11 protein-coding genes are annotated in these 13,538 nt (G+C 40.1%); 4 read left to right on the top strand and 7 right to left on the bottom strand.

The features are described from left to right. The first annotated feature begins 27 nt into the window (after positions 1–27). Entirely contained in the window at positions 28–999 is a 972-nt protein-coding gene (locus WAE64_RS06830) for an AAA family ATPase (RefSeq protein ID WP_340235505.1), read from the top strand. A 97-nt stretch (positions 1,000–1,096) separates the two neighbouring features. On the opposite strand, the gene WAE64_RS06825 is transcribed toward WAE64_RS06830, so the two are convergent. From WAE64_RS06825 to WAE64_RS06810, 4 genes are all read right to left on the bottom strand, one after another. Beyond that, on the bottom strand, positions 1,097–1,372 hold the full coding sequence (locus tag WAE64_RS06825) for a hypothetical protein (RefSeq protein ID WP_340235504.1): 276 nt from the start codon (positions 1,370–1,372) through the stop codon (positions 1,097–1,099). Positions 1,373–1,549: 177 nt separating this feature from the next. Further along, a complete protein-coding gene (locus WAE64_RS06820) occupies positions 1,550–3,073 on the bottom strand; it encodes a zinc-binding dehydrogenase (protein ID WP_340235503.1) in 1,524 nt (507 codons plus the stop codon). Positions 3,074–3,117: 44 nt separating this feature from the next. Continuing rightward, the gene (locus WAE64_RS06815; protein ID WP_340235502.1) at positions 3,118–3,804 is read right to left on the bottom strand and encodes a 3-keto-disaccharide hydrolase; all 687 of its coding nucleotides are present in this window, start codon (positions 3,802–3,804) and stop codon (positions 3,118–3,120) included. Positions 3,805–3,904: 100 nt separating this feature from the next. Next, positions 3,905–6,046: a S9 family peptidase gene (locus WAE64_RS06810; protein ID WP_340235501.1), complete on the bottom strand. Its 2,142-nt coding sequence runs from the start codon at positions 6,044–6,046 to the stop codon at positions 3,905–3,907. A gap of 316 nt (positions 6,047–6,362) precedes the next feature. On the opposite strand from WAE64_RS06810, the gene WAE64_RS06805 reads away from it, so the two are divergent. After that, a complete protein-coding gene (locus WAE64_RS06805) occupies positions 6,363–7,877 on the top strand; it encodes a choice-of-anchor I family protein (protein ID WP_340235500.1) in 1,515 nt (504 codons plus the stop codon). Between the two features lie 146 nt (positions 7,878–8,023). On the opposite strand, the gene WAE64_RS06800 is transcribed toward WAE64_RS06805, so the two are convergent. The 3 genes from WAE64_RS06800 to WAE64_RS06790 form a co-directional block, all read right to left on the bottom strand. Next, positions 8,024–8,836, bottom strand: coding sequence for an enoyl-ACP reductase FabI (locus tag WAE64_RS06800; RefSeq protein WP_340235499.1), 813 nt, complete (start codon positions 8,834–8,836; stop codon positions 8,024–8,026). A gap of 171 nt (positions 8,837–9,007) precedes the next feature. Beyond that, positions 9,008–9,496 (bottom strand): SRPBCC family protein, encoded by a 489-nt coding sequence (locus WAE64_RS06795; RefSeq protein ID WP_340235498.1) that lies wholly within the window; start codon positions 9,494–9,496, stop codon positions 9,008–9,010. An 84-nt stretch (positions 9,497–9,580) separates the two neighbouring features. Continuing rightward, positions 9,581–9,913 carry an ArsR/SmtB family transcription factor gene (locus tag WAE64_RS06790; protein ID WP_340235497.1) on the bottom strand — a complete coding sequence of 111 codons (333 nt, stop codon included), beginning with the start codon at positions 9,911–9,913 and terminating at the stop codon, positions 9,581–9,583. Between the two features lie 234 nt (positions 9,914–10,147). On the opposite strand from WAE64_RS06790, the gene WAE64_RS06785 reads away from it, so the two are divergent. Both WAE64_RS06785 and WAE64_RS06780 read left to right on the top strand, forming a co-directional pair. After that, positions 10,148–12,499 (top strand): TonB-dependent receptor, encoded by a 2,352-nt coding sequence (locus WAE64_RS06785; RefSeq protein WP_340235496.1) that lies wholly within the window; start codon positions 10,148–10,150, stop codon positions 12,497–12,499. A 5-nt stretch (positions 12,500–12,504) separates the two neighbouring features. Then, the gene (locus tag WAE64_RS06780) at positions 12,505–13,527 is read left to right on the top strand and encodes a DUF4249 domain-containing protein (protein ID WP_340235495.1); all 1,023 of its coding nucleotides are present in this window, start codon (positions 12,505–12,507) and stop codon (positions 13,525–13,527) included. Positions 13,528–13,538 lie beyond the last annotated feature (11 nt).

Genomic DNA, 13,538 nt, shown 5'->3' with positions numbered 1-13,538 from the left:
ATCGATTTTGCTAATAATCTTATACAAATGGAAGGTTCGAGAATTTTACACAAAAAAATAAGAGAAGTATTTTCTGAGACAAGTAAAGTAGTGATTGGGCAAGAACGATTAATTAATCGTTTGTTGATTGGGCTGTTTACAGGTGGCCACATTTTACTTGAGGGTGTTCCCGGACTAGCCAAAACCAAAACAATTAATACCCTAGCTAAGGTATTAGACTTAGGTTTTAACCGCTTACAATTTACGCCTGACCTTTTACCTTCTGACTTGGTGGGTACGATGATATATAACCAGAAATCAGGCGATTTTGAAGTAAAAAAAGGGCCTATATTTTCTAACTTGATATTAGCCGATGAGGTAAACCGTGCCCCTGCAAAAGTACAGTCAGCATTGCTTGAGGCAATGGCCGAAAAACAGGTGACAATCGGAGACGAAACATATCCATTAGACCGCCCTTTTCTGGTAATGGCTACGCAAAACCCGGTAGAGCAAGAGGGAACATATCCGCTACCCGAAGCACAGGTTGACCGTTTTATGATGAAAGTTTTTGTTGATTATCTCGATAAAAACTCTGAATTGGAGATGGTGCGTAAAATGGCTAATCTGAACTTTAATTATGTACCAAAACCGATTTTAGATAGAGAAGAGATTGCCGCCATAAAAGAAGAAATCAATAGAATTACGATTTCTGAAATGTTGGAGCGTTATATTATTGAATTGATTTTCTCTACTCGTCGCCCGGCAGAATATGGTTTGAAAGATGAAGCTCGTTACATTCAGTTCGGTGTTTCTCCACGTGCGGGACTTTCACTCTATAATGCCGCTAAAGCATTGGCCTATTTTGATGAAAGAGATTATGTACTGCCCGAAGACATTAAGGCATTAGTACACGATGTATTTAACCACAGAATTATCTTAAACTACGAAGCAGAAGCTGATGGAATCACAACCCGTCAGGTAATAGATACTGTGTTGAAGCGTGTGGCGATTGGTAGGTAAGTTTTTGGTTTTACCTTATCTAGAGGCATAGTTCGAACATCTTTAGAGATTAAAAGTAAAAAATGCTCTTATTTTTCAAGTAAGAGCATTTTTTATTCTATTTCGTTATCTTTTCTAAGTCGTAAGGGATTGTATTCCAACCATTAGCCGGAACGAATTGTAAAGTGTCAGGAACTGTGTATTCCCACCTTACACGCTTGATATTAAAATCTTTACAATTAACCTGTACCCAATAGCGATTACTTAAAATTTCATTGATGCTATAGAACCCAAGGTCTTCGGCTCCAACATTAGAACTGCCCTCATATTGTACATTTTTGTAATAATAAGAAAAATACACCCTGTGGCTATTTGGCATTCGAATAGGTGTCATAATTGTAAAAAAACTACATTCATTAAGCTTCCTACTTATTCCCATTTCCTGCTTTAAATATAGGAAAAAGAATATGAGGAAAAAAAAGCAAAAAAAACTAATACTTTTGTTGTGTTTTTATGACTTTTTTCTTCTGTCATAGCATTCAAGTAATATAATTTTACGAAACCTTATCTCTTACTCATAAATCACACTCAACAACTCAGCTACACAAGCAGGTTTTGATGAACCATCTAGCTCAAAAACAGCTTCAATAGTTAGTTTTACGCCAGCTGGTTGTAAATCTTCTACCTCTTTCAAGGTTGCTTTCATACGTACCCTACTGCCTGTTGGCACAGGAGAAATAAAGCGTACTCTGTTAGTGCCATAGTTAAGCCCCATCTTTGCTGATTCTACCTTAAACAACTCGTACATAAACTTAGGTGATAGTGCTAAAGAGAGAAAACCGTGTGCAATGGTTGTACCAAAAGGTGAAAACTGCTTTGCCATTTCTTCATTCACATGAATCCACTGGTCGTCGAAAGTTGCTTTGGCAAAATCGTTAACCATTTCCTGTGAGAGTGTTTGCCAGCTTGATGTACCCAATTCTTTACCTTTGAAATCTTTCAGCTCAGCAATATTTTTAAAGATAATCGTGTTGCCTTCTTTTTGTATTTCTGCGGGCTTTTCTTCTTGTACCTTAACAACTTCTTGTGGCGCTTCATAAGTCGGCATTTTCACGTCGTCGCTCATTACTACTACGGCTTTGCCAACTACTTTTCTGTTCATCAAGTCGGCTATGGCATCGGCTGCCTGCTCTAGTGGATAAAGTTTGTGTATATGTGGGCGAAGTTTGCCTTTCATAAAATACCCTGCCAATTCCTGTATATTCTGGAAATTTTTAGCAGATTCTTTCTCAGCAAATTGCCCCCAGAATACGCCCATAATGGCACATCCTTTCAGTAATGCCAGATTCAAAGGTATTTTCGGGATTTCGCCTGCTGCAAAACCCACTACCAAATAGCGTCCTTTCCAAGCTATTGAGCGTAGCGCAGGCTCGGCATATTTATCACCTACGGCATCATAAATTACATCTACGCCTTTGCCTTCGGTATATGATTTAATTTTTTCTCTTAAATCTTCCGAACTATAATTAATCGTAAAATCAGTACCTTTTTCTTTGCAAATAGCCAGTTTTTCGTCAGTCGATGCCGCAGCTATTACTTTTGCGCCCATCAGTTTACCTAATTCAACGGCTGCTAGGCCAACGCCTCCGGCTGCGCCTAAAACCAATAGTGTTTCACCTGCTTTTAGCTCGGCTCGGTCTTTCAGGGCATGGTATGAAGTGCCATAGTTGTACATAACCGAAGCCGCCGTAACAAAATCCATTGCAGGTAACATCGGGAAAACCCTGCGTGCATCTACCAGTACTTCCTCAGCCATGCCGCCCCAGCCTGTCATGGCAAAAACTTTGTCGCCCGGTTTTACGTGCTTTACGCCTTCGCCTACTTCTTTTACAATACCTGATACCTCGCCACCTGGAGAGAAAGGCAATTCTGGCTTGAATTGATAAAGGTTCTGGATAATCAATGTATCAGGGAAGTTAGCACTACAGGCTTTTATGGTAATTACCACTTTGCCTGCTTCGGCTTTAAGTGGGGCCAATTCTTCTAAAACCAGAGTGTCGGGCTTACCGAAGTTTTTACACAAAAGGGCTTTCATAGATGGTTTTGTTTGAATGATTTCTAATAAAGAAACACAATGTCTTAATTCGATAATTTAGTAATAGGTGTAAAATCTACTCTACGAAACTCAACTTCTGAGCCTTCGGCTTGCAGGGCAATCTGTCCTTTGCTTACGGTACAGTTAAAGCCATGATTCACCAAATCGCCGTTTACCCATACTTTTATCTGGTCGCCGAGGCATTCCACTCGCATGGTGTTCCATTCGCCTACCGGTTTTTCTGATTTATCAGTTAGGTTCACAATTCTACGTTCTTTGCCATCTACGCTTCCCCAATTCTTTTTTGGGCCTCGTCTTTTTTCCATGTCAGGCACGCTTATGTCTTCGCCGATACACCAGAAATCCCCAGCGTTTTTGTGCATCAACTGCGCCTCAATAGCTTTCGGAAACATATCGTATAACACTCTCGGCGTTGAAGCATGAACTAACACGCCACAGTTGCCGGGTTTGCCAGCAAAACGATACTCGACTTCTAAACGGTAGTTTTCATAAACCGAATCGGTGATAATGTGCCCTTGTGGGTCGGCAAGGCTTACCAACATGCCATTGCGTAGAATAAATGGGTTTTTGGCATCAGGGTTATTATCCATAGCAGGCACATCTATATGCCAGCCATCAAAATTTTTGAAGTTAAATAAGCTACGGGTTTGGGCTTTAGAATGAATAGAAATAGAAACAAAGAAGGCTAGTACCGCAAGCGCGTTTTTCATAAAAGAATAAAGTTTTTTTTATCGATTGAATAGGTATTTCATAAAAATAGCCAATAGCTTTTTAAAAGTACTATTGGCTACTTAATTTTTTTACTTAAGACTATTTTAGAAGCCCTGCAGGTACAGGTTTTTCTAATAGATATTTATAGATAAACTTAGTTTTAAGGTTATCGAAATGCATACCTTTGTTACCTCCCCAGCCGTGTCTTCCGCCCGGATAAAGCATAAATTCAAAATCTTTTTTCTGGTCTTCCAGTTTACTTATTAACTGAATACTGTTTTGCATGTGCACGTTGTCGTCCATAGTACCGTGTACTATTTGTAGCATACCTTTGTATTTATCAACATGGGTCATTACGCTACTACTTTTGTATCCCTCTGGGTTTTCAGCTGGAGTATCCATGAAGCGCTCGGTATAAGCACTATCATACAGCGACCAGTCAGTTACACTACCACCCGCCATGCCATGTGTAAACACATCGGCACCATAAGTAAGGGCATAACAACTCATGTAACCGCCATAACTAAAGCCTGTAATACATATTTTGCTTGGGTCGGCAATGCCTTTGTCAATCAACGATTTTACAAGCGTAATGTAATCTTTCATTTCCCAATAACCCAGGTTACGGTGCATATAAGCTACACCTTCTTTTCCAAAGTGTCCACTGGCACGGTGGTCAAGCGATACCTGAATCAAGCCCTCTTTAGCATACCATTGGCTACGAGGTGTCCAGTTCCATTGGTCATAAACTGTTCCGGCATCAGGGCCGCCGTAAATGCTGATTAATACAGGATATTTTTTACCAGCCACCATGTTTTCAGGGTAGGTGATAGTCATTGGTAAATCAAACAAGCCATCATCACTTTTCACTCTTAGCAATTCTGATTTAGCCATGTTGTAATTTGGCATTTCAGCACCTTTTACTGTGCCTAAATCTTTGATTATTTTTCCGGTATTATCAACTACTGCCATTTGCGTAGGCGTAGTGATGTTTGAATATGTAGTAATGAAATACTTGTAATCTGGCGAAAGCTGAATCTGACGGTGGTTGAAGTCTCCAAAAGTTAGGCGTTTCATGTTTTTACCATCAAAATCTACTCTGTAGAAGTCAAAACGAGCCGAATTTTCAAGTCCACGGGCATGGAAATAAACCACTCTGTTTTTCTGGTCAATGCCTTCTACCGATTTAATAGTGAATTTACCATTGGTGATATTATTCTTAAACTTGCCATCAACCCCGTACAGATACAATTGTTTCCAGCCGCTTTTATCGCTCAGAATAATCATTTCTTTGTTGTTTTCTAGCAAAGTCAAACGATTATCAGCGTCGTCAATGTCAATCCATGCTTTTTGTGTTTCGGCATAAACTTCTTTTTTGCTGCCATTCGCAGGCGATACGTTATATAGTTTCAGGTTATCGTTACCACGGTTAATCCATTGTATCATCAAGCCGCTGCCATCAAACAACCACTCAGGCCAGCCAAAATATTGTTCTTCTTTCTCGTTGAAATCAGCCCATGTAACTTTTCCACCTTCCGGCGATACAAAGCCTATTTTAGCTTCCGGGTTTGGGTCACCGCTTTTTGGATAGCGGGTTTCTTCAATAAACCCATGTTGCCCTTCGCTGTTGTATAGTGGGAACATCTGTATCTTGCTTTCATCAAAACGCATAAAGGCCAACTTCTTGCTATCAGGACTCCACCAGAAAGCTCTGAAACGAGTCGGACGGCCAAAGATTTCTTCCCAATATACCCAAGTAGCATAGCCATTTAGTGTGGTTTTAGTGCCATCGGTAGTATGTTGTATTTCTTTGTTGGTCTTTAAATTGAAAGTGTACAGGTTATTGTCTTTTGTATAAGCAATAAAATTACTATCAGGCGAGAAAGTCGGGTTTTTCTCTTCGGCTTTATCGTTGGTTAGTTGTTTTTCTTCGCTACCATCTTTCAGAAAAATATCGCCGTTGCGTACTGAAACCGATTTCTTTGGTTGCGGTATTTTTGAAGATATTTGGGCTGCTCCTTCTGCCAAAACACCTGATTTAAGGTCTAATACAAAATTTTTGGTCTCGCCTGTTCTTTGCACAACTGATAATTTATCGCCATCGGCCCATTGTACAAGGGGTAAGGTTTGTAAGAAGTTTTGTGGCGCACGCCCTGCCTTTAAGTCTTTTTCATCAAAATCTTTTTTCTGGGCAAATACACAAGCATTACTGAGTAGTAAAAGTGCTACGACTTTTTTCATGTTTTATGAAGTGTTTAGTTTATGAATGATTATGGGTTAAGAAATGAGAGAATCTCATACGCCGAACTACGAATTAAAGCTTAAAAATAGGTAATTTTTATATCATCTGTAATAGAATAGGCCAAGAATCAGCTAATCATAGATAAGAATAGCAAAAAAGTAGATGCTTATAAGCAGAAGCAAGATTAGTAAGGCAACAACATTTTACTACCGCAAAAGCGCCTGCATATACTATTCATTTATGATTTCTTCATTTTTCATTAATAATGAGATAATGTTGGAACTCTACTTTTGCGCCCAAACTAAAAGAACCTTTATGAAAAAAACAATTTTATTAGCTTGTGCTATTACAATAGCCGTAGTAGCGTGTAACAAAGAGGAAGTTCCGGCTTTAGAATTTACGGTAAATGAAGATGTGGCCTCTTATCAGGAAATTGCTTCACTTAATTTAGGAGGCGCAGGCGCTGCCGAAATCACTACTTACGATGCGCAAACCAAAAAATTATTTGCTGTAAACAATAGTGCAACTAATAAAATTGATGTGATTGACTTTGCTAATCCTGCCAGCATTTCAGTTATCCATTCTATCAGTATGGCGCCGTATGGCGGTTATGTAAATAGTGTGGCTGCTTACGAAGGAAAAGTTGCCGCTGCTATTGAGTCGACCGACAAACAGGCTCCTGGAAAAGTGGTAGTATTTAATGCCGCTACTTATGCCGAAGAAAAAGTGATAACAGTAGGTGCTTTACCTGACATGGTTACTTATAGCCCTGATGGCAAATATATATTAAGTGCCAACGAAGGCGAGCCAAACGGTAGCTACACCAACGATCCGGAAGGTTCGGTTTCTATTATTGATGCAGCAAATAACTACGCAGTAAAAACAGTTAATTTCGCAGCGTTCAGCAGCCAATTGGCTGACCTGACTTCTAAAGGATTCAGAATTTTTGGTCCGGGTAAAGATTTTGTAAAAGACATTGAGCCGGAATATATCACGGTTTCTGACGATTCAAAAACGGCTTGGGTAACCCTACAAGAAAACAATGCGATTGCTGAAATCAACATTGCTGCGGGTACAATCACGAAAATCAGCCCGCTTGGGTTTAAAGATTATAATGTAGCCGGAAACCAGATTGACATCAGCGACAGAGACAATGCAGTAGGCGCTTTTGCAAGCTGGAAAGTGTTTGGTACTTATATGCCAGATGCTATTGCTTTTATGAGACACAACGGCGTGCCGTATTTATTTACAGCCAACGAAGGTGATGCCCGTGAATATGATGCTTTTGCAGAAGTAAAACGTGTAAAAGAGTTGAAACTAGACCCAACGGCTTTCCCGAATGCGGCAGCTTTGCAGGCAGATGCACAAATGGGTAGATTGAACGTAACAACTACTTTGGGCGATACTGATGGCGACGGCGACTATGATGCATTATATAGCTTAGGTGCAAGATCGTTTTCGGTATGGAACGGACAAACAGGCCAGTTGGTTTACGATAGTAAAAATGAACTGGACGTGAAAATTAAGGCCGCTAATCTATACGATGATACCAGAAGCGATGATAAATCCGTAGAGCCTGAGGCCGTTACTATAGGTAGGGTAGGTAACAAAGTAATTGCTTATGTAGGCTTAGAAAGAGTTGACGCCGTAGCTATTTATGATGTAACTAACCCAACAGCGCCGGTATTTGTGAAAGTATTGCCAACAGGCGATGCGCCAGAAGGTGTGTTGTTTATCCCTGCATCAAAAAGCCCATTGCAACAAAGCTTGCTTGTAGTAAGCAGCGAAAACGATGGCTTAGTGAAAGTGTATAAAGCAAATAAATTGTAATAATATATATCTGTTTGGAAAATGTGAAAGAGGTGCTTGCTTGAGCACCTCTTTTTTTATCTTGAAATCAATAAAGGATAAAAAAGCCTCCTACTTATTGAGAAATCTCAAAAGCAGGAGGCTTTATATAGAGGCTTAAGCTAAGCTTATTCGCCTAATAGATTCATTATATCTTCCGAAATACCGGTATTTACAAAACCACCATCGTGGAACAAGTTCTGCATAGTTACCATTTTGGTAAGGTCTGAGAAAAGTGTGATTACGTAGTCTGCGCAAGCATCAGCTGAGGCGTTTCCTAGTGGAGCGATTTTATCGGCAAAATCATAGAATTTATCAAAACCACCGATACCTGTACCTGCTGTAGTTTTAGTAGGCGACTGAGAAACGGTATTCACACGTACATTTTTTAGTTTACCATAACGGTAACCGTAGCTACGAGCAATTGACTCTAACATTGCTTTGGCTTCGGCCATATCGGTATAGAACGGAAACGTACGTTGTGCGGCCATATAGCTTAATGCTACTACTGAACCCCACTCGTTGATAGCATCTAATTTTTCGGCTACTTGTAAGAATTTATGAAAAGATAGCGCAGATACATCTACACTTTTCAAAAACCAATCGTAATTCAAATCGCCATAAGCTTTGCCTTTACGGATATTAGGCGACATACCGATAGAGTGCAATACGAAATCTACTTTTCCGCCAAAAACCTCCATCGATTTGTTGTAAAGGTTTTCAACTTCTTCTACTACTGTTGCATCTGCCGGAATAATCTCTGCTTCACAGGCTTCGGCTAATTTCTTAATTTCACCCATACGCATTGCGATAGGCGCATTTGTTAAAACGATAGAAGCACCTTCTTCTTTTGCTTTTAGTGCTACTTTCCAGGCAATCGATTTTTCATCTAGTGCTCCTGAAATAATTCCTTTTTTACCTTTAAGTAATCCGTATGCCATGATGTGTAAGTTTAAATCTGTTTCAACGTAGAGGCGTCTACGATAATGTCATATATAGTATTTGGACGCCAAAGGTAGTTATTTTCTAAAAATAATTAAAAAACCATCAGGCTTTTTTGATTGGCGCTCTACGCCTCTACGTTTACAAATTATATATGCGCATTTGCGCGCTTACTTCACTAAGCCTTTTTCAAGTATTTCGTCGAGGCGTTCGTAGCCTTCTCTTACGCCAATTTCCATACCCGAGCGAAGCATCATGTCACGGTCGGCAATTGATTGGAAAACAGATGAGCCGGTTACTCTGGTTCTATTGTCGGGCAGGGCTTCGAACGTGGCTGTTTCTAATGAAACATGGCCTTTGGCGCCTTCAAATTCAAAGGTTTGAATAATTGTTTCAGGCGCACTTACCTCATGAAAAACACCTCTGAATGCATATTCTTCGCCTTCGGCGGTGTGTATATATCTGTATTCGCCTCCGCTTTTGGCATCATATTTATCAATGTGCATTTCGTAGCCTTTGGGGCCGAGCCATTGTTTTACCAATTCAGGCTCGGTGTAGGCTTTAAATACCAATTCTCTTGGTGCTTCAAATTCACGCGTGATAATGATTTCTTGTGAGCCGGATTCGCTGACGATTTTGGTTTCATTCTTACTTTTCATAAATATTGTCGATTTAAATTGTGATTGGATATGCTATAAAATGCTATTTACCGCACATGAAAATATCAGCCTTTATCAATGCTGCTAAGTTTGTTTTTCTTCGTTATTCTGCTGTAGTTTTAGCAGTAAATTATCAAGCTTATCAAACTTATGCTCCCAAACCTGACGGTATTGCTCTACCCAGTTTGATACTTCGCTTAGTTTTTCTAAACGTGCCTCACAGTAATTCTCCCGACCTTGTTTTCTGATGACAATCAGCCCACACTCGGTTAGTATTTTGATATGTTTTGAAACCGCCTGCCGACTTATGTCAAAAGTTTCGGCAACCGAATTAAGATTCAGTGATTGCTTGGCTACAACACTGATAATCTCCCGGCGGGTTGGGTCGGCTATTGCCTGAAATACGTCTCTTCTCATATTGGTATTCTATAAATGCAACTGATTGGTTGCAAATGTATGTGCAACTTTTCGGTTGCGCAAATATTTTTTATATTATTTTTTCAAAAAGAGATTAGTCCAATCAAAATAGGGCATCATCAAAGCTTTTATGAAGATTGTCGACATACAACATCTAAAGTTTGTTTAAGGGAGAATTATTTGTACTTTTGGAATAATACTTTACCTATAAAATCATTACTATCAACCAAACCTATGAGAACAGCGCTACTCGGTGGGCTTCTTCTTCTATTGGCATTTACTGCTATTTCTCAGAGTAGATTTTCTTTTTCGGGTACTGTTACTGACGCTTCTAATGGGCAAGTTATACCAGGTGTGGGTGTTTTTTTCTCGGGCATTACCCGTGGGACACTAACTGACAGTAGCGGGAAATTCAGTATCTATTTACCAAAATCAGGGTATGTGGTTACGGTGCGAGCTTTGGGGTATCGGGTAGAGACTTTTAACATTAACCTGAATCAGAATATTTCGAGAGATATCAAACTAAACCAGCGTGTTGATGAACTGGCCGAGGTAGAAGTAAAAACTACCAGAGAAGACCGGAACATAAAAGAAACACAAATGGGTGTAGTAAAGCTTGAAATGAAAAACCTCAAAAAGATTCCAGTTGTGTTTGGTGAGACCGATATTATTAAAGCCCTTACGCTACAGCCCGGTATCACAACTGTAGGCGAGGGCGCGGGCGGTTTTAATGTAAGAGGGGGCCGTGTAGACCAGAATCTGGTTTTGCTTGATGGCATGCCTATTTATAATACCTCGCACCTGTTGGGTTTTCTGAGTAGCATCAATTCAGATGCTTTATCAGGCGTAACTTTGTATAAGGGGGGTATTCCGGCGCAATATGGTGGGCGGTTATCATCGCTTCTGGAAATGAATACCAAAAGCGGTAATGCCGAAAAACTAACGGGCTCGGTAGGGGTAGGGCTTATTACAAGCAAAGTTGTGCTTGAAGGGCCAATTCTGAAAGATAAAGTTACTTTCATGGTGGCAGGGCGGATAGCCTACCCTAATTTCATGATTAACCAGTTTCCGTCGCCCACCGATAAAAGCAAAGCTTTTTTTTATGACCTTAACGGAAAAGTACAATACAAACTCAATGCTAAAAATATACTTACTTTAAACAGTTATAGAAGTTTCGACAATTTCAAGTTTGCTGATGATACCCTTTATTATGCTAAAACACAAAACCTGAGTCTGCAATACAGCAGCCTTATCAGCAAGAGTCTGACACTTAATTTTCAGGGAATTTATTCTAACTACGATTTTGGTACGCAAGGTTATAGAAAAGACTATGAGTTTACTTTAAACTCAAGAATCAGGCATAACGAACTCCGTGCCTTTGCTTTGTACACACCAAAAGAACAGATAAAGACCGAAGTAGGTATCAATGCAATTGATTATAAGATTAATCCCGGTGACTTAAAGCCCGATGTAAGCACCTCAAGTATTATTACCTTGAATTTACCCCAAGAATTTGCCCGTGAAATTTCTCCTTATATTAATATTGACTGGTCTATTACTTCAAAAATAAGTATGCAGGTAGGCGCTCGTTATTCTATCTTTCAGAACCGGGGGCCAAAAACTGTTTTTGCCTATGCTGAGGGAGAATCAAGAACCAATCAGAGCATTACAGATAGTATTTCATACAACAAAAACCAGACTATTAAGCAGTACGGAGGCATTGAACCTCGTTTATCGTTGCGTTTTGCTATTACCAAAAACTCGGCCATTAAGTTGAGTTATAACCGTATGCGGCAATACCTGCATCTTATTTCTAATACAACAGCCATTTCTCCGGTCGATTTTTGGAAGGTGTCAGATACGCACATTCCACCACAAATTGCCGACCAGTTATCAATAGGTATCTTCAAAAACTTTAAAGACAATACCTACGAAACTTCAATAGAAGCCTATTATAAAGATATTCAGAATCTGGTAGAATACAAAAACGGCGCAAGGCTGTATTTCAATCCTAACATCGAAACCGAGTTGGTAAGTGCCATCGGTAAGGCTTATGGCATTGAGGGGAGTATTCAGAAGAACAAAGGTCGCCTGAAAGGTAGTATTTCATATACTTATTCAAGAACACTGGCAAGAGTTGAGTCTGATTATGCGAGCGAACAAATTAACCGTGGTGATTGGTTTCCGTCAACTTTTGATAAACCGCATAACCTGGCACTATCTATTCAGCATTTTCTGGGTAATGGCTGGACCTTCTCTTCAAACTTTGTCTATGCCTCTGGCCGCCCTGCTACTTACCCCGACCGCACTTACAGGCTCTTGGGTAAAACCGTAATCGATTATTCGTCACGCAATTTAGACCGCATTTTCGACTATCATCGTCTGGATGCCTCTCTACTGAAAGATACCCGTAAAACGCCTGACCAAAAAAGATACACAACGGTATCGCTTTCGTTATATAATATCTATGGGCGTCGGAATCCGTATTCTATCTATTTTGTGCGTTACAATAATGCCATGCGTTCTTATCGCTTATCAGTGTTCGGAAACATCATTCCTGCGGTAGCTGTTACTTACAATTTTTAAAAGAAATGAAACGAAATATTGTACTCATATTGTGTGCTATTCTTATTCAGCTATCGTGTGTTGAGCAGATAGAGTTGCCTTATAGAAACGAAACCCCGGTGCTGGTAGTTGATGGCGAAATAACTAACGAAGTTCCACCTTACAACCTGCGCCTAAGTTATTCAGGCCGATTTGTGTCGGGTAGTATTATTACTTCAAGACTAGCCGTAAATGGCGCAAGGGTGATTATGTCCGACGATCAAGGAAATTCAGTGCGCTTCCGGCAGAATATCTATGAGCCCGCCTTGTATCAGACTGATAATCAGTATCAATGCCAGATAGGCCGCTCATATTCGCTGCGCATCGAAATGCCAGATGGCAAAGTGTATATTACCAAACCGCAACTTATGAAGGGCGTGCCGCCCATCAATACTATTTATGCCGATAAAACCGAGCATTTTGTGCGCACTTATATTGATACCAAAGATGCCGAAAACTCAAAAGATTATTACCGATGGAAGAGTTACTCAATATCGCTTAAGATTACGCAGGGTGCCGGCATAAACACCTGCACGGCCTCTTGTTGGGCTTATAACCGTGACGAAGGCGTTAATGTATTTGCCGATACCTATATTAACGGCAAAGAGATAAAAAAACGCTTGGTGCACTTTTCACCAATTGATATAAAAGCCCCTTTGGCAAGGCACTATATTGAAGTAAAACAAATGGCTATTTCGGAAGAGGCTTATATTTTCTGGCAGCAATATGAAGAACAAAGAACCCGAACCGGCAGTATTTTTGACCCATTACCCGCAACTATTATCGGCAATGTAGTAAACGAAAAAGATGATAGAGATTTTGCTCTGGGTTTTTTTGGAGTGTCAGGCGTGAATATAAAGCGCCTGTTGGTAGACCCCTCGTTCATCAGTTTTTCTGATGAGCCGGGTTTCGGACTTTTGCCACCTGCCGTAGCTACAGAAACACCGTCGGGCAATTGCCAGACGAGGTTTCCGGGATATGGATGTACACCACCAATTGAATGGAAGTAAAACTAAGAGAT

Origin of the sequence: Emticicia soli (assembly GCF_037860775.1) — a bacterium.
GTDB classification, from domain to species: domain Bacteria; phylum Bacteroidota; class Bacteroidia; order Cytophagales; family Spirosomataceae; genus Emticicia; species Emticicia soli.
Note: the sequence above shows the minus strand (reverse complement) of the source record. Positions and strands in the feature narration are given on the sequence as shown.

Excerpts from the sequence above, each read along its gene's own strand:
- WAE64_RS06830 (WP_340235505.1), top strand. The coding sequence starts at position 28 with ATGGAAGGTTCGAGAATTTTACACAAAAAAATAAGAGAAGTATTTTCT.
- WAE64_RS06825 (WP_340235504.1), bottom strand. The coding sequence starts at position 1,372 with ATGACACCTATTCGAATGCCAAATAGCCACAGGGTGTATTTTTCTTAT.
- WAE64_RS06820 (WP_340235503.1), bottom strand. The coding sequence starts at position 3,073 with ATGAAAGCCCTTTTGTGTAAAAACTTCGGTAAGCCCGACACTCTGGTT.
- WAE64_RS06815 (WP_340235502.1), bottom strand. The coding sequence starts at position 3,804 with ATGAAAAACGCGCTTGCGGTACTAGCCTTCTTTGTTTCTATTTCTATT.
- WAE64_RS06810 (WP_340235501.1), bottom strand. The coding sequence starts at position 6,046 with ATGAAAAAAGTCGTAGCACTTTTACTACTCAGTAATGCTTGTGTATTT.
- WAE64_RS06805 (WP_340235500.1), top strand. The coding sequence starts at position 6,363 with ATGAAAAAAACAATTTTATTAGCTTGTGCTATTACAATAGCCGTAGTA.
- WAE64_RS06800 (WP_340235499.1), bottom strand. The coding sequence starts at position 8,836 with ATGGCATACGGATTACTTAAAGGTAAAAAAGGAATTATTTCAGGAGCA.
- WAE64_RS06795 (WP_340235498.1), bottom strand. The coding sequence starts at position 9,496 with ATGAAAAGTAAGAATGAAACCAAAATCGTCAGCGAATCCGGCTCACAA.
- WAE64_RS06790 (WP_340235497.1), bottom strand. The coding sequence starts at position 9,913 with ATGAGAAGAGACGTATTTCAGGCAATAGCCGACCCAACCCGCCGGGAG.
- WAE64_RS06785 (WP_340235496.1), top strand. The coding sequence starts at position 10,148 with ATGAGAACAGCGCTACTCGGTGGGCTTCTTCTTCTATTGGCATTTACT.
- WAE64_RS06780 (WP_340235495.1), top strand. The coding sequence starts at position 12,505 with ATGAAACGAAATATTGTACTCATATTGTGTGCTATTCTTATTCAGCTA.